17 protein-coding genes are annotated in these 13,857 nt (G+C 66.9%); 11 read left to right on the plus strand and 6 right to left on the minus strand.

The genetic code is table 11. From position 1 onward, the window contains the following. The first annotated feature begins 44 nt into the window (after positions 1-44). The gene (gene aat / locus AC5JLE_RS14700; RefSeq protein WP_134966824.1) at positions 45-785 is read left to right on the plus strand and encodes a leucyl/phenylalanyl-tRNA--protein transferase; all 741 of its coding nucleotides are present in this window, start codon (positions 45-47) and stop codon (positions 783-785) included. A gap of 86 nt (positions 786-871) precedes the next feature. Next, positions 872-1,090 carry a translation initiation factor IF-1 gene (gene infA / locus AC5JLE_RS14705; protein WP_005409596.1) on the plus strand — a complete coding sequence of 73 codons (219 nt, stop codon included), beginning with the start codon at positions 872-874 and terminating at the stop codon, positions 1,088-1,090. 55 nt (positions 1,091-1,145) lie between these two features. Here infA and AC5JLE_RS14710 read toward each other — a convergent pair whose 3' ends face one another. Further along, positions 1,146-1,307, minus strand: coding sequence for a hypothetical protein (locus AC5JLE_RS14710; RefSeq protein ID WP_153643327.1), 162 nt, complete (start codon positions 1,305-1,307; stop codon positions 1,146-1,148). Here AC5JLE_RS14710 and AC5JLE_RS14715 point away from each other — a divergent pair. Then, complete coding sequence (locus AC5JLE_RS14715; RefSeq protein ID WP_229767389.1) at positions 1,300-1,674, plus strand: hypothetical protein; 375 nt, start codon at positions 1,300-1,302, stop codon at positions 1,672-1,674. The genes AC5JLE_RS14710 and AC5JLE_RS14715 overlap by 8 nt on opposite strands. A 48-nt stretch (positions 1,675-1,722) precedes the next feature. On the opposite strand, the gene AC5JLE_RS14720 is transcribed toward AC5JLE_RS14715, so the two are convergent. The 3 genes from AC5JLE_RS14720 to clpA form a co-directional block, all read right to left on the minus strand. Continuing rightward, the gene (locus AC5JLE_RS14720; protein WP_241883843.1) at positions 1,723-2,010 is read right to left on the minus strand and encodes a HigA family addiction module antitoxin; all 288 of its coding nucleotides are present in this window, start codon (positions 2,008-2,010) and stop codon (positions 1,723-1,725) included. Between the two features lie 8 nt (positions 2,011-2,018). Beyond that, the gene (locus AC5JLE_RS14725; protein WP_423172614.1) at positions 2,019-2,294 is read right to left on the minus strand and encodes a type II toxin-antitoxin system RelE/ParE family toxin; all 276 of its coding nucleotides are present in this window, start codon (positions 2,292-2,294) and stop codon (positions 2,019-2,021) included. 182 nt (positions 2,295-2,476) lie between these two features. After that, the gene (gene clpA, locus AC5JLE_RS14730; RefSeq protein ID WP_032961881.1) at positions 2,477-4,762 is read right to left on the minus strand and encodes an ATP-dependent Clp protease ATP-binding subunit ClpA; all 2,286 of its coding nucleotides are present in this window, start codon (positions 4,760-4,762) and stop codon (positions 2,477-2,479) included. A 138-nt stretch (positions 4,763-4,900) separates the two neighbouring features. Here clpA and AC5JLE_RS14735 point away from each other — a divergent pair, with 138 nt between their 5' ends. Beyond that, positions 4,901-5,713: an APH(6) family putative aminoglycoside O-phosphotransferase gene (locus AC5JLE_RS14735; protein WP_049405424.1), complete on the plus strand. Its 813-nt coding sequence runs from the start codon at positions 4,901-4,903 to the stop codon at positions 5,711-5,713. 161 nt (positions 5,714-5,874) lie between these two features. On the opposite strand, the gene clpS is transcribed toward AC5JLE_RS14735, so the two are convergent. Next, on the minus strand, positions 5,875-6,201 hold the full coding sequence (clpS, locus tag AC5JLE_RS14740) for an ATP-dependent Clp protease adapter ClpS (protein WP_005416477.1): 327 nt from the start codon (positions 6,199-6,201) through the stop codon (positions 5,875-5,877). Positions 6,202-6,313: 112 nt separating this feature from the next. Between clpS and AC5JLE_RS14745 the strand changes: the two genes are divergently transcribed. From AC5JLE_RS14745 to AC5JLE_RS14775, 7 genes are all read left to right on the plus strand, one after another. Then, positions 6,314-6,787, plus strand: coding sequence for a hypothetical protein (locus AC5JLE_RS14745; RefSeq protein WP_014647079.1), 474 nt, complete (start codon positions 6,314-6,316; stop codon positions 6,785-6,787). Between the two features lies 1 nt (position 6,788). Beyond that, a complete protein-coding gene (locus AC5JLE_RS14750) occupies positions 6,789-7,250 on the plus strand; it encodes an NUDIX hydrolase (RefSeq protein WP_053495616.1) in 462 nt (153 codons plus the stop codon). Then, positions 7,247-8,389, plus strand: a complete 1,143-nt coding sequence (mnmA, locus tag AC5JLE_RS14755; RefSeq protein WP_049403980.1) for a tRNA 2-thiouridine(34) synthase MnmA — start codon at positions 7,247-7,249, stop codon at positions 8,387-8,389. Before AC5JLE_RS14750 ends, mnmA begins: the two co-directional genes overlap by 4 nt. Next, complete coding sequence (gene hflD / locus AC5JLE_RS14760) at positions 8,386-9,000, plus strand: high frequency lysogenization protein HflD (RefSeq protein ID WP_032961893.1); 615 nt, start codon at positions 8,386-8,388, stop codon at positions 8,998-9,000. Before mnmA ends, hflD begins: the two co-directional genes overlap by 4 nt. 218 nt (positions 9,001-9,218) lie before the next feature. Further along, positions 9,219-10,409, plus strand: a complete 1,191-nt coding sequence (locus tag AC5JLE_RS14765) for a methyl-accepting chemotaxis protein (RefSeq protein WP_014647075.1) — start codon at positions 9,219-9,221, stop codon at positions 10,407-10,409. A 98-nt stretch (positions 10,410-10,507) separates the two neighbouring features. Next, a complete protein-coding gene (locus AC5JLE_RS14770; RefSeq protein WP_049403982.1) occupies positions 10,508-10,723 on the plus strand; it encodes a hypothetical protein in 216 nt (71 codons plus the stop codon). Between the two features lie 67 nt (positions 10,724-10,790). Then, a complete protein-coding gene (locus AC5JLE_RS14775; protein ID WP_478444559.1) occupies positions 10,791-11,297 on the plus strand; it encodes a hypothetical protein in 507 nt (168 codons plus the stop codon). Between the two features lie 124 nt (positions 11,298-11,421). Here the strand turns inward: AC5JLE_RS14775 and AC5JLE_RS14780 are convergent, their stop codons facing one another. Then, positions 11,422-13,854 (minus strand): bifunctional diguanylate cyclase/phosphodiesterase, encoded by a 2,433-nt coding sequence (locus AC5JLE_RS14780; RefSeq protein ID WP_496065437.1) that lies wholly within the window; start codon positions 13,852-13,854, stop codon positions 11,422-11,424. Positions 13,855-13,857: the final 3 nt, after the last annotated feature.

Below are 13,857 nucleotides of genomic sequence, written 5' to 3' on the forward strand. Positions count from 1 at the left end.
CTACCGCGGCATTCACGCGGGGCCGCGACGAATACAATGCCGGCATGACCCGCCAGCTGCCCTGGCGCCTGGCCGACGCGCCGGACGCCCCCTTCCCGCCGGCCGAGACCGCCCTGCGCCAGCCCGACGGCCTGCTCGCCGTGGGCGGCGACCTGCACCCGGCGCGCCTGCTCAACGCGTATGCGGGCGGCATCTTTCCATGGTTCAGCGAGGGCGAGCCGATCCTGTGGTGGTCGCCCGACCCGCGCATGGTGTTCCGTACCGATGGCGTGCATCTGTCCAGCCGCTTCCGCCGCCAGTTGCGCGGCAGCACATGGGAGGTCACCGCCGACACCGCCTTCAGCCGGGTGATGCGCGCCTGTGCGGCGGCACTGCGGCCCGGCCAGGACGGCACCTGGATCAGCCCCGACATGGTCGAGGCCTACAGCCAGCTGCATGACCTCGGCTTTGCCCACTCCTTCGAGGTCTGGGACCGGCAGACGCTGGTCGGCGGCATCTACGGGGTGGCGATCGGGACGATGTTCTTCGGCGAGAGCATGTTCAGTGGCGCCAGCGGCGGCTCCAAGATCGCCCTGGCCGCGCTGGCATCCACGCTTCACGGCTGGGGCTGGGCGCTGATCGATGCCCAGGTGGAGAATCCGCACCTGCTGCGGATGGGCGCCGAGCACCTGCCGCGCGCGGCGTTCCTGCAGCACGTCCGCCACGCGGTGCGCCATGACGGCCGTGAAGGCCCGTGGACGCAGGCGGTCGGACGCCTGCCGGCACAGCGTTTGGCCGGGGGTTAACACAAACTTTGCAAGCTGGGCCGGTCACGCGTAAAATACTGCGCCTTAGGCCCAGCGTGGCCGTTTTCTGAACCGCACAGGACTACATGTCGAAAGACGATTCCATCGAGTTCGAGGGCACCGTCAGCGAGACGCTGCCGAACACCACTTTCCGCGTTCGCCTGGAAAATGGGCACGAAATCATCGCCCACATTTCCGGCCGCATGCGCAAGAACTACATCCGCATCCTCACCGGTGACCGGGTCAAGGTTGAAATGACCCCGTACGACCTGACCAAGGGTCGTATCACCTACCGCATGAAGTAAGCGGTCGGCGCGTTGCGCCACTTCGACAAGGCCAGCCCTGGTTGCTGGCCTTTTGTCATGCCTGCAATCCGGCCCTGCCGGAGGTCATCGTGACCGAACGCACCGTGGCGTCGGTCAGCCCTGCTTGCGGCAGATTCGCATCTTCATCCGTGGCGGCATCGTGGGACCCGATCCAGTCCGGATCGCCATTCCCCTGCCCCGCCATGAACATGCTCACGTTGACCGCCCTGCTCGTCGCCGTTGCCGCGTCCGCCAGCGCATCGCCTGTGCGCGCCGCCGAGCCCCCTTCCACGGCCAGTGACTGCATCCAGCTGGGCAGCGACCAGCAGATCGTGCGCGCCGGCGTTTCGCGGAACATCCTGCTGCGCAATGGCCAGGACCACTATGTCGTGCACTTCCAGAACGACTGCTCCACTGCCGGCTACTCGCGGAAACTGAGCTTCATCACCGAAGGCCAGCAGGGCCTGCTGTGCAGCGCCGGCCGCAGCCAGCTGCGCACCGATGCCGACCACTGCCGGGTGGCGCAGATCGAACCGATCGACGAAGCCACCTTCCAGAAGAAGGCCCGCCAGCGCGGCCGTTGATGGCGCATATGACAAGGGCGGCCGAAGCCGCCCTTGTCATGAAGGGCGTCACCGCACAGGCGCAACCAGTGGAAGCACCCGCGGCTGCTCGTGCTGCCGCGCCAGCCAGAGATCGTAGCTGGATTGCAGCCCCATCCAGAAAGCCGCCGTACTGACCCCGGCCATTTCCAAGCGAATGGCCAAATCGGGGCTGATGCCCGCCTTCCCGTTCAACACCCGCGACAATGCCACCCGCGACATTGCCAAGCGCTCGGCCGCTTCGGTCACCGAGAGATCCATCGGATCGAAAACCATTGCCTTGATCGTCTGCCCCGGGTGTGGATGGTGATGAATCATGCGCGGCCTCAGTGATAGTCCAGGTAGTCCAGCAGCTCCACGTCGCCACCGGTGAAACGGAAGGTGATCCGCCAGTTCCCATTGACCCACACAGACCAATGCCCCTTCAGGTCGCCGCGCAGCTTGTGGAGGCGCAATCCAGGCATGGCGAGATCCTCGGGACCTGACGCCACATCCAGGATCGACAGGATCATCAGCACTCTGCTGGTGTGACTGTGCCGGACCCCGCTGCTGCTACCGGAACGGTAGAGCCGCTCGAGGCCCTTGTGGCGAAAACCGATGATACATCACTGTATCCCGTATCGTTGCGCGATACACATGAAGCAATGCCCCATCGCGCTCACGGAACAGCATTGATGCCTCCGTACCCTCTCAGCAAGGCCGCAGGCGACAGGCCCAAAACAACCAAGGGCGGCCGCAGCCGCCCTTGTCATTTCAGGTCCGCCGGGCCAGGCCCGGCGTCAGCTCACTCCACGGTGACCGGCAGCAGGCGCTCCGGCTCGGCCTGGGTCTCGACGACCAGCTCGTCGTCGCGGACATCGATGTTCACCTTGCCGCCGTTGACCAGTTTGCCGAACAGCAGCTCGTCGGCCAGAGGACGCTTGATCTTGTCCTGGATCACGCGGGCCATCGGACGGGCACCCATCAGCGGGTCGAAACCATGGTGGGCCAGCCAGTCGCGCGCGGTCGGGGTGGCCGACAGGCTGACGTGCTTGTCCTGCAGCAGCATCTCCAGCTCGATCAGGAACTTGTCGACCACGCGCAGGATGTGCTCGAAGCCCAGCGCCTGGAACTGCACCACCGCATCGAGTCGGTTGCGGAATTCCGGGGTGAAGCTGCGGCGGATGGTCTCCATCGCGTCGGTGGCATGGTCCTGCTTGGTGAAGCCGATCGAGCGCCGCGAGGCCTGCGCCGCGCCGGCATTGGTGGTCATCACCAGCACTACGTTCTTGAAGTTGGCCTCACGCCCGTTGGTATCGGTCAGCACGCCGCGGTCCATCACCTGCAACAGGATGTTGAAGATGTCCGGGTGCGCCTTTTCGATTTCGTCCAGCAGCAGCACGCAGTGCGGCGTCTTGACGATCTTTTCGGTCAGCAGGCCGCCCTGGTCGAAGCCGACATAGCCCGGAGGGGCACCGATCAGGCGGCTGATCGAATGCGGCTCCATGTATTCGGACATGTCGAAGCGGACCAGCTCGATGCCCAGCTGCAGCGCCAGCTGCTTGGTCACCTCGGTCTTGCCGACACCGGTCGGGCCGGCGAACAGGAAGTTGCCGATCGGCTTTTCCGGATTGCCCAGGCCCGAGCGGGCCAGCTTGATCGCCGAGGACAGCGTCTCGATGGCCGGGTCCTGGCCGAAGATCACCATCTTCAGGTTGCGCTCCAGGTGCTGCAGCACATCCTTGTCGGTGGCACTGACCTGCTTGGTCGGGATGCGCGCCATCTTGGCCACGATCGCCTCCACTTCCTCGACGTCGATCAGCTCCTTGCGCTGGCCTTCCGGCAGCAACCGCTGGCGGGCACCTGCCTCGTCGATCACGTCGATGGCCTTGTCCGGAAGCAGGCGGTCGCCGATGTGCTTCACCGACAGATCCACCGCCGCCTGCAGCGCTTCGTCCGAATAGGTCACGCCGTGGTGCAGCTCGTACTTGGACTTCAGGCCCTGCAGGATCTCGTAGGTCTCGCCCACGGTCGGCTCGACGATGTCGATCTTCTGGAAGCGGCGGGCCAGCGCCCGGTCCTTCTCGAAGATGCCGCGGTACTCCTGGAAGGTGGTCGAGCCGATGCAGCGCAGCTCGCCGGAGGCCAGCGCCGGCTTGATCAGGTTGGACGCATCCATGGTGCCACCCGAGGCCGAACCGGCACCGATGATGGTATGGATCTCGTCGATGAAGAGCACCGCATTGGGGACCTTCTTCAGTGCGGTCAGCACGCTCTTCAGGCGCTTCTCGAAGTCGCCGCGGTACTTGGTGCCGGCCACCAGCGCGCCCAGGTCGAGCGAGTAGATCACCGCGTCGGCCAGCACGTCGGGCACCGAGCCCTCGACGATGCGGCGGGCCAGGCCCTCGGCAATCGCGGTCTTGCCCACGCCGGCCTCGCCCACGTACAGCGGGTTGTTCTTGCGGCGGCGGCACAGGACCTGGATGGTGCGCTCGATCTCGTCGGCACGGCCGACCAGCGGATCGATGCGGCCGGACCGCGCCTGTTCGTTGAGGTTGCTGGCGAACTCGGTCAGGGCATCACCCTTCGGCTCGCCCTCCCCGCCTTCGATGCGGCCTTCGCCCTCGGAGGAGGAGGACGGCTGCTCGCCTTCCTCGCCCAGCTTGGCGATGCCGTGGGACAGGTAATTGACCACGTCCAGCCGGGTCACGTCCTGCTGGTTGAGGTAATAGACGGCGTGGGAGTCCTTTTCGCCGAAGATGGCGACCAGCACGTTGGCGCCGGTGACCTCCTTCTTGCCCGAGGACTGCACGTGGTACACGGCCCGCTGCAGCACGCGCTGGAAGCCCAGGGTCGGTTGGGTATCACGGCCGTCATCTTCGGCCAGGCGGGACACGGAAGCCTCGATGGCCTGCTCCAGCTCCTGGCGCAGGCGTTCGGCGTCGGCACCACAGGCCTTCAGTACGGCCTGGGCGGACGGGTTGTCGAGCAGTGCCAACAGCAGGTGTTCGACCGTCATGAATTCATGCCGGGCCTCACGGGCGCGCTTGTAGCACTGGCCGATGGTGTGTTCGAGGTCTTTGCTGAACATGGATTACTCCGGCGGCAGATGGGGACAATATGCGGCCTGACTACGCGATTTCCATCACCCTAGCGGATTGCTGCGTTCAGATGGCGTTAGCAGTGCAGATCGCTTGATCTTCATTCACTCCAGGACAGCCCACCCAGCATGAGCGAACCCTACCTGAGCCGCTGGCGATTGCGGCGTGATGGCGCGGCCATCGAGACGCCCCACGCCCAGCTCTGGCCGGTGCTGACCGCCGACGGCGAACCGGCGATGCTGAAGGTCAGCAGCGAAACCGAGGAGCAGAACGGCCATCGCCTGCTGCGCTGGTGGGACGGCGATGGTGCCGCCCGCCTGCTGGCCCACGAGGGGCCGGCGATCCTGATCGAGCGTGCCGGCGGCGATTCGCTGCGGCAACGTTCGATCGAGGGCGACGATGATGCCTGTACCACGATCCTGTGCCAGGTCCTGCGGCAGCTGCACCGGCCACGGAGCGCGCCACCAGCGGAACTGGTCTGCCTGCGTACATGGTTCGCCGATCTGCTGCAGCCAAGGGCCGCGCTGCCGCCACTGCTGGAACAGTGCAGATCACTGGCGGAGCGGGTGTTGCAGGAAGAACGCGAGATCCGGCCGCTGCACGGCGACCTGCACCACGACAACGTGCTGGATTTCGGCGCGCGTGGCTGGCTGGCGATCGACCCGAAGCGGCTGCTGGGCGACCGCGCGTTCGACTACACGACGATGTTCAGCAACCCGGACCTCTGTGGCCCGGGCATCCATGTGGCCACCCGGCCCGAGCGGTTTGCCGCCCGGCTGCAACAGGTAAGCGCACTGGCCGGCCTGGAACGCACGCGCCTGCTGCGCTGGATCGCGGCCAGCACTGCGCTGTCGGCGGTGTGGTTCAGGGATGACGGCGACCCCGCCGACGTCGACGAGACGGTGGCGCGGATGGCGCTGGAGGCGTTGGCGGAGGCGTGACCTCCGCGCGTGGTGGGCGCACTCCATCCGGGATCATTGCGCCGGGACGAAAAGCAGCCGAGCATGGGCTCGGCTCTACAGGTTTCTGCCTTGGTAGGTGCCCACCTTGGTGGGCACGCCGTGTCCGGAGTCGATGTACCCGGACGAGGATCGGCAGCCGGTCAGGCCTTTTCCATCGTGCACAGCAGCGGGTGCTGGTTCATCCGCGAGTACTCGTTGACCTGGGCAACCTTGGTCTCGGCCACTTCGCGGGTGAACACCCCGCAGACGCCGCGGCCGCGGGTATGGACGTGCAGCATCACCTGCGTGGCCTTGTCCAGGTCCATGCTGAAGAACTGCTGCAGCACATCCACCACGAAATCCATCGGGGTGTAGTCATCGTTGAGCAGCATCACCTGATAGAACGGCGGCGGCGCCACTTCCGGGCGCGCGGGCTCCACGGCAACGCCGTGCTCGTGCTGGGAATCGGGGGAGGACTCATGGGGCATCCTTCCATTATAGGGGTAGCGCCGGACCTGCGTCGGCCCGCCGCGGATTGGACGGCACGCACGCCCAACGTCACAATTGCAGCTTCTTTCAACACTGCTTCACAGGATCTTCATGAAAAGGACCCTTCTGCCCGCCCTGCTGATCACCCTGGCCGCTGCCGGTGCTGCCACCGCCGCGCCCCAGGCCGACAAGTCCGTGGCGCGCCACCTGGACAAGCTGGGCTATACCTACGAAGTCGACGAGGATGGCGACTACCGCATGGTCTTCGACGTCGAGGGTGACCGCACCCAGATGGTCTACGTGCGCTCGGCGGTGGAAGACTTCGGCAGCCACAACATCCGCGAGATCTGGTCGCCGGCCTACAGCGCCAAGACCAAGCAGTTCCCGGTGGCCGTGGCCAATCGCCTGCTGGAAGATTCGCAGGACGCCAAGATGGGCGGCTGGGTAAAGCAGGACACCACCGCCATGTTCGTGGTGAAGATCGACGCCGATGCCACCGCCGACCAGCTCAGCGACGCCATCGATGCGGCCATCCGCACCGCCGACGCGATGGAGCTGGAACTGACCAAGAAGGACGAGTTCTGAGTTGAACGCCACGCCGGACCCGCGCTGGGCACCGCACGCCACCGTTGCCACCGTGGTGATCGACGGCGGCCGCGTGCTGCTGGTCGAGGAGACCATTGACGGCCGCCAGGTGCTGAACCAGCCGGCCGGCCACCTCGAGCCGGGCGAAAGCCTGGCCGAGGCCGCCCTGCGCGAGACCCGCGAGGAAACCGGCTGGACGGTGCAGCTGACCCACTTCATCGGCTGCTACCAGTGGACTGCCGGCGACGGCACGGCCTTCCTGCGCTTCTGCTACGCGGCGCACCCGGTTTCGCACGATCCGGCGCAGCCGCTGGACACCGGCATCGACCGCGCGCTGTGGCTGACCCCGGCCGAGCTGCAGGCCGCCGGCGAGCGCCAGCGCAGCCCGCTGGTGTGGCAGGTGGTGGCGGATTACCTGGGTGGCCAGCGCCACCCGCTTTCGCTGGTCCGGGAGGTCGCATGAGCACTCCGCGTGTGATGGTGGGTGTCTCCGGCGGCGTCGATTCCTCGGTCGCCGCCTGGCGCCTGGTACAGCAGGGCGAGGCCGTGGCCGGCCTGTTCATGCAGAACTGGGCCGACGATGGCAGCGGTGATTGCCGTGCCGAGGATGACCGTCGCGACGCGGTGGCCGTGTGCGGCCTGCTGGGCATCCCGTTCCACTTCCGGGACTTCTCCAGCGAGTACTGGCAGGGCGTGTTCGAGCACTTCCTGGCCGAGTACGCGGCCGGCCGCACCCCGAACCCGGACGTGCTGTGCAACCGTGAAGTGAAGTTCAAGCATTTCCTGGACGCCGCCCGCGAGCTGGGCGCCGAGCGCATCGCCACCGGCCATTACGCACGGGTGACCCAGCGCGGCCACCAGTGGCTGCTGCTGCGCGGCGCCGATCGATCCAAGGACCAGAGCTACTTCCTGCATCAACTGGGCCAGGAACAGCTGGCAGCCACCCTGTTCCCGATCGGCGACCTTGAAAAGAGCGACCTGCGCCGGATCGCGCGCGACGTCGGCCTGCCGACCCACGCCAAGAAGGACTCCACCGGCATCTGTTTCATCGGCGAGCGCGACTTCCGTGAGTTCCTCGGCCGCTACCTGCCGGCCAAGCCCGGCCAGATCCTCGACCCGGCCGACGGCAGCGTGATTGCCGAACACCCGGGCGTGTTCTATTTCACCCTGGGCCAGCGCGAGGGCCTGAACATCGGCGGCGTGCGTGGCCGCCCGGCCGCGCCGTGGTACGTGGTTGGCAAGGATGTGGCCAGCAACGTGCTGTACGTGGACCAGGACCGCGACAGCAAGTGGATGCTGTCCGACCGCCTGCGTTCGGAAACCGCGCACTGGATCGCCGGCTCACCGCCGGCACGGCGCTTCGAATGCACCGCCCAGACCCGCTACCGCCAGCCCGACGAGCCGTGTACGGTCCAGGTGCTGGACGATGGCAGCGTGCTGGTCACCTTTGCGCGCCCGCAGCGTGCCGTTACCCCCGGTCAATCGCTGGTGCTGTATGACGGTGATGTGTGCCTGGGCGGCGCGGTGATCGCCGCCACCGATGCGCCGCTGGAACAACGCCTGCGCACCACCCCCTCCCCTTTTGAGGTAATCGCTGCATGAGTTTCACTGTCGACGACCGCGTCCTGGCCTTGGCCGGCATTGCCCAGGCCCTGCAGCAGGTGCGCCGCATCGCCGATACCGGCCATTCCGACGCCGCCGCCGTGCGCACCGCCGTGGACAGCGTGTTCCGCGTCGATGCGTCCTCGCCGCAGGCGGTGTTCGGTGACCGTCATGCACTGAAGTCCGGCCTGCGCCTGCTGCACAACTACTTCCGCAGCCAGGGCCAGGACCCGATCCTGCCCAAGCTGGCCCTGTCGGTGCTGCAGCTGGAGCGCCGCTTCGTGCAGGATGGGGCGACCGTGAACAAGGTCGCCTCGGGCATCGAGCGCGCCCAGCGCCAGGCCACCGAACTGGGCGACAGTGGCCACCCGGACGTACTGGCCAACCTCGGCGGCCTGTATGCCGACACCATCAGCCACCTGAAACCGCGGGTGATGGTGCAGGGCAACCCGCACTACCTGGGCCAGGCCGGCGTGGTCGCCGAGATCCGTGCCCTGCTGCTGGCCGCGGTGCGTTCGGCGGTGTTGTGGCGCCAGCTGGGCGGCAGCTACTGGGACTTCCTGTTCAGCCGCAAGGCGATGATCGAGGCCGTGGACCGCCTGCTGGCCTGAGGGTGTGGGGTCAGAGCCCTTTTCCATGGAAAAGGGATCCGACCCCGTTGCGCCTGCCCAAGGGGTCGGATCCCTTTCCGGCACGGAAAGGGCTCTGACCCCGAGGCCGCCAAGGCGCCGGAAAACCGGCGCATTCAGAATGCACTTCGAGGCACATCGACGTTAAAGAGAAAGGGGGTACGGCCGATACATCCTCCGTGCACCTCCCGAGAACGTCCATGTACTCACGCATTTTCATCCGTCTGGCCGCCCCCCTGGCTCTGACCCTGCTGCTCCCCTTCGCCATCGGTTTCGAATGGCCGGCCGCCCTGCGCTGGGCGATCCTGACCACGATGACGCTGAGCTGGCTCGGCTTTGCGTGGTGGACCACCCGCGCCCAGGCACATCGTTCCCCCGAGCACGCCCGTGTCCTGCGCGAACAGGACCAGCTGCTGACCGAGCTGCGCAACTTCGTCGGCAACGAGATCGACGGTTCGCGTGGCGAAGTGGAACGCGCCCGTGACCTGATCCGCCAGGCCGTCTCCAGCCTGGGCGGCAGCTTCGATGCCATGAACCGCAAGTCGCGCCAGCAGAGCCAGGCCCTGTCGCGCATCGTCGACCGCGCCGGTGATGAAGGCAATGCCGGCCTCGACGTCGCCCGTTTCGCCCAGCACGCCAGCCATCGCATGGAACAGCTGGTGGAAGCGCTGGAACAGGTGAGCGGCCAGAGCAGCACCACCGTGCAGCACATCGACCAGATGGCGCAGCACCTGGATGGCATCTTCGCGCTGCTGGAAGACGTCAAGTCGATCGCCGACCAGACCAACCTTCTGGCGCTGAACGCGGCCATCGAAGCGGCGCGCGCCGGTGAAGCCGGTCGTGGCTTCGCCGTGGTCGCCGACGAAGTGCGCAACCTGTCCGAGCGCTCGACCACCTTCAACGAGCAGATCCGCAAGCTGGCGCACAGCTCCAAGGACGCCATCGCCAAGGTGCGCGAGACGGTTTCGCACATGGCCTCGCGCGATATGGACCGCTCCCGCGAAGCCCGCCAGGAAGCAGCAGCGATGCTCGACAACGTCGCGCAGATCAACGCCTCGCTGGGCGACGGCATGCGCGAAGTGTCCGAGTGCGCCCGTGCGATCGATGGCAGCGTGGCCGAAGCCGTGCGTGCCCTGCAGTTCGAAGACATCGCCACCCAGGCGCTGGGCGGCGTGCACACCCACCTGGACCGCCTGACTGCCATCAACCGCGAAGCGGTGGCCCTGCAGGAGCTGCTGCACCGCAATGGCGGCGTGTTCGACGAAGAGATCGCCAGCGCCCTGCAGCGCACCGGCAATCGCCTGCGCGAGCTGCGCAGCGAATGGGAACGCCCGCCGCACAAGCCCGTCGCCCAGCAGAGCATGGGCGCCGGCACCGTCGAGCTGTTCTGATCCTGATGTCCGCTGCCCTCGCCGGCAGCCCGCAAGGCCCCGGTTCGTCCGGGGCCTTTGCCTGTAACCCGCCATTGGATGCATCCTGTACGCGCACCATGACCCTGATCCGCGCCCTGCCCTCCCTCACCGATACCGAGCGCCCGCACAACGCGAGCGTGCGTGAGCAGCTGCAGCGGCTGGAAGACGTGGCCCGCGAGGAACTGCTCGAACTGCAGCAGCTGGCCGATGCGCGCCCCGCCCCCTCCCGAGCCGACGATGAACTGCTGGGCCTGGCATGGGACCTGGGCCTGGATGGCGGAGCCCTGAAGTAGATCCACGTCCTGCGTGGATGGGCCGTCCCGCATGGCATGATCCACCGGTCCCGTTCATGGAAGACCGATGGCCATCGCCCTGATCGCAGTGCTCCTCATCGAAGCCGTCCTTCTGATGGCCTGGGTGGCCGGCTATTTCAGCTGGGGCATCACCCTGTTCAACGAACGCATCGCGGCGTCACCGGCCATGCAGGCCCGGCTCTCGCTGGGCAGCCTGGAACGTGACCTGCCGCAGGACAGATGGCTGCAACTGGCCTTCCATGCGCTGCCCGATGGCAGCATGGCGTTCCGCGAGAGCTTCGCACCGAGCTTCGGCCTGCGCTACTTCCCGGTGATGCGTGGACGCATCGTTCTCAACGCGCGACGGCACGAGGTGCGGGTGATCGGCCTGTGCAGCTGGTTCGTGGCAATCCTGTCGCTGCTGCTGTTGCCGCTGGTGGCGGTGCGCCCGATGGTGGCACCGATGCTGCTGGTGCTGCCGCTGTTCCTGGCCAGCTATCTGGTCCAGAAGCGGCGCTATGCGGCCATCGTCGAGGCCCTGCGCATGCAGTTGAAGGCGGAGTTTCCCAGGTAGTTCCACGCCATGCGTGGATGATCGCGAGCGCCAGGGCATCCGTGCCGACCAACGGTCGGCACCCACCAGAGCTGGGCGCACCAGAGTCAGGCCACACCGCGCCGGCATCCGCCAGCGCAGACCCTCAGCGCACCAGCACCGCTTCGCCGCCGGCGTCGGTGCGCATCGGCGCCGGGCGCTGCTGGCGCAGCCACTGCGCCAGATCACGCGGGCTGAGCGGGCGCGAGTACAGGTAGCCCTGGATCTCGTCGCAGCCCTGGCGGCGCAGCATGTCTTCTTCCTGGTGGGTTTCCACGCCTTCGGCCACCACCTTCATGCCCAGCGCGTGGCCCAGGTGGACGATGGCCTGGGTGACTTCGGCCGTGCCCGAATCATGCAGCATGCCCTGCACGAAACTGCGGTCGATCTTCAGGCGCCCCACCGGGAAGCGATTGAGGTAATTGAGGTTGGAGAAGCCGGTGCCGAAGTCATCCACCGCCAGCGGCACGCCGTGCCGTTCCAGCACGTCGAAGCAATGGCGCAGGATGTCGGTATCACGGATCAGCGCCGACTCGGTCAGCTCCAGTTCCAGCCGTTGCGGCGGCCAGCCATGGGCATGGCAGATCTCGATCACGCGCTCGGCGAAGCCGCGATCACGCAGCTGCACCGCCGACACGTTGACCGCGATGCGATCAAAGTGCAGTCCGGCACGGTCCCAGGCGGTCGCCTGGCGGCAGGCCTCGTTCAGCACCCAGTCGCCGATGCGCACGATCTCGCCGCACTTTTCGGCAATGGGAATGAACTCGGCCGGGCTGCAGTAGCCGATGCCGGGGCGGTGCCAGCGCAACAGTGCCTCGATCGCCGGTGGCTCGCCGTGGTGGGCGTGCAGCAGCGGCTGGTAGGCCAGGCTGAACTCGTCGCGCTCGATCGCCCCATGCAGGGCATGCTCGACGTCCAGCCGGCGCTGGATGCGGGCCAGGGCGTCCTGGCTGTAGTACTGGTAGGTGTTGCGCCCGGCTTCCTTGGCCGCATACATCGCGGCGTCGGCCGCGCGCAGCAGTGAGTCGAAATCGGTCTGCGCATCGCCCAGCATCGCGATGCCGACGCTGGCGCCGACTTTCAACGTGGTCTCGCCACGGCGCAGCGGCTCAGCCAGCGAGGCAATCAGCTTGCGGGCGACATGACCGGCATCTTCCGGCTCGGCCAGGTCGCGCAGCACCACGATGAACTCATCGCCACTGAAGCGGCCGAACAGGTCGTTGTTGCGCAGGTTCTGGTGCAGGCGGGTGGCTGCGGCCTTCAGCAGCGCATCGCCGGTGGCGTGGCCGAAGCTGTCGTTGATGGTCTTGAAGCCGTCCAGGTCGATGAACAGCATGGCCAGCGAGGTACCGCGGTCGCGTGCTTCCTCGATGGCTTCGGCGGTCTGTTCGCCGAGCAGTACGCGATTGGGTAGGCCGGTCAGCAGGTCGTAGTGGGCCAGCAGTTCGATGCGCTCGTTGGCTTCGCGCTCGCGGGTGATGTCACGGAACAGGACAACGAACCGCGGCGGCAGGCCGTCACGGCGGTCCAGTTCGATCAGCACCTGCACCCAGACGCGCAGGCCGGACTGGCGGTAGAAGCACAGGTCCAGCTGCTCGGGCAGGCCGCCGTTGGCGATACGGGCGAGCGCCGCCTCGAACGCGTTGCGCGAGTCCTCCGTGTACAGCGCCAGCGCCTGGTCGAGGGTGATCGGTTCCTTGCGCAGGCCATGGATGCGGTAGCACTCCTCGGTCCATTGCATGCTGCGGGTCTGCACTTCGATCTCGCAGCCGCCGATGCGGCCCAGCGCGGAGACCCGGTTCAGCAGTTCGGTGCGCCAGCGGATCAACGCATCGGTCTGGTGCTGTTCGGTGATGTTCTGTACCTGGCCGAGCAAGCGCTTGGGTTGCCCGTCCATGTCCAGCAGCGGTTGCATCCATAGCCGCAGGTGCTGCGAAGGCTCATGGCCGCGGGTCAGCTCCAGCTCGAGGTTGGCAGCGCGGCCATCGCGCCACAACCGCCGCCATGCCGCGCGCAGCGCGCCGCGGGAGCGTGGATGCAGCTGCTTCAGCCACCGCCGCTGGCCCGGAACGGCGCCCTGCTCCAGTGCCAGAAGCGAACGCAGTTCCGGCGACCACCAGAAGTGCCCGCTGTTGGGGTCAAACGACCAGCTGCCCATGCTGGCGATGCGCTGGGCCTCGCTCAGGTGCAGCTGCTGTTCCTGCAGCAGCGATTCGAGCTGCTTCTGCTGCTCGATATCGGTATGCGTGCCGACCATGCGCAGGGGCTGGCCATCGGCGGTGCGAGCGACCACCCGGCCGCGATCGAGCACCCAACGCCACTGGCCATCGGCCTGGCGGAAACGGAACTGTGCGCTGTACTGCTCGCTGTGCCCACGCAGGTGCTCGTCGAGCGCGGCGCGCACCTGGGCGATGTCCTCGCCGTGCACGCGAGACAGCAATTCAGTGGCGGTCTCGTCGCCCAGCGCCGGCGTGCGCGCCACCCGGTCACTGGGGATGTCCCAGTCCCACAGGCTGTGGCCGGCGCTGTCCAATGCCAGCTC

This window comes from Stenotrophomonas sp. (assembly GCF_059505245.1).

Excerpts from the sequence above, each read along its gene's own strand:
- aat (WP_134966824.1), top strand. The coding sequence starts at position 45 with ATGACCCGCCAGCTGCCCTGGCGCCTGGCCGACGCGCCGGACGCCCCC.
- infA (WP_005409596.1), top strand. The coding sequence starts at position 872 with ATGTCGAAAGACGATTCCATCGAGTTCGAGGGCACCGTCAGCGAGACG.
- AC5JLE_RS14715 (WP_229767389.1), top strand. The coding sequence starts at position 1,300 with ATGCTCACGTTGACCGCCCTGCTCGTCGCCGTTGCCGCGTCCGCCAGC.
- AC5JLE_RS14720 (WP_241883843.1), bottom strand. The coding sequence starts at position 2,010 with ATGATTCATCACCATCCACACCCGGGGCAGACGATCAAGGCAATGGTT.
- clpA (WP_032961881.1), bottom strand. The coding sequence starts at position 4,762 with ATGTTCAGCAAAGACCTCGAACACACCATCGGCCAGTGCTACAAGCGC.
- AC5JLE_RS14735 (WP_049405424.1), top strand. The coding sequence starts at position 4,901 with ATGAGCGAACCCTACCTGAGCCGCTGGCGATTGCGGCGTGATGGCGCG.
- clpS (WP_005416477.1), bottom strand. The coding sequence starts at position 6,201 with ATGCCCCATGAGTCCTCCCCCGATTCCCAGCACGAGCACGGCGTTGCC.
- AC5JLE_RS14745 (WP_014647079.1), top strand. The coding sequence starts at position 6,314 with ATGAAAAGGACCCTTCTGCCCGCCCTGCTGATCACCCTGGCCGCTGCC.
- mnmA (WP_049403980.1), top strand. The coding sequence starts at position 7,247 with ATGAGCACTCCGCGTGTGATGGTGGGTGTCTCCGGCGGCGTCGATTCC.
- hflD (WP_032961893.1), top strand. The coding sequence starts at position 8,386 with ATGAGTTTCACTGTCGACGACCGCGTCCTGGCCTTGGCCGGCATTGCC.
- AC5JLE_RS14765 (WP_014647075.1), top strand. The coding sequence starts at position 9,219 with ATGTACTCACGCATTTTCATCCGTCTGGCCGCCCCCCTGGCTCTGACC.
- AC5JLE_RS14770 (WP_049403982.1), top strand. The coding sequence starts at position 10,508 with ATGACCCTGATCCGCGCCCTGCCCTCCCTCACCGATACCGAGCGCCCG.
- AC5JLE_RS14775 (WP_478444559.1), top strand. The coding sequence starts at position 10,791 with ATGGCCATCGCCCTGATCGCAGTGCTCCTCATCGAAGCCGTCCTTCTG.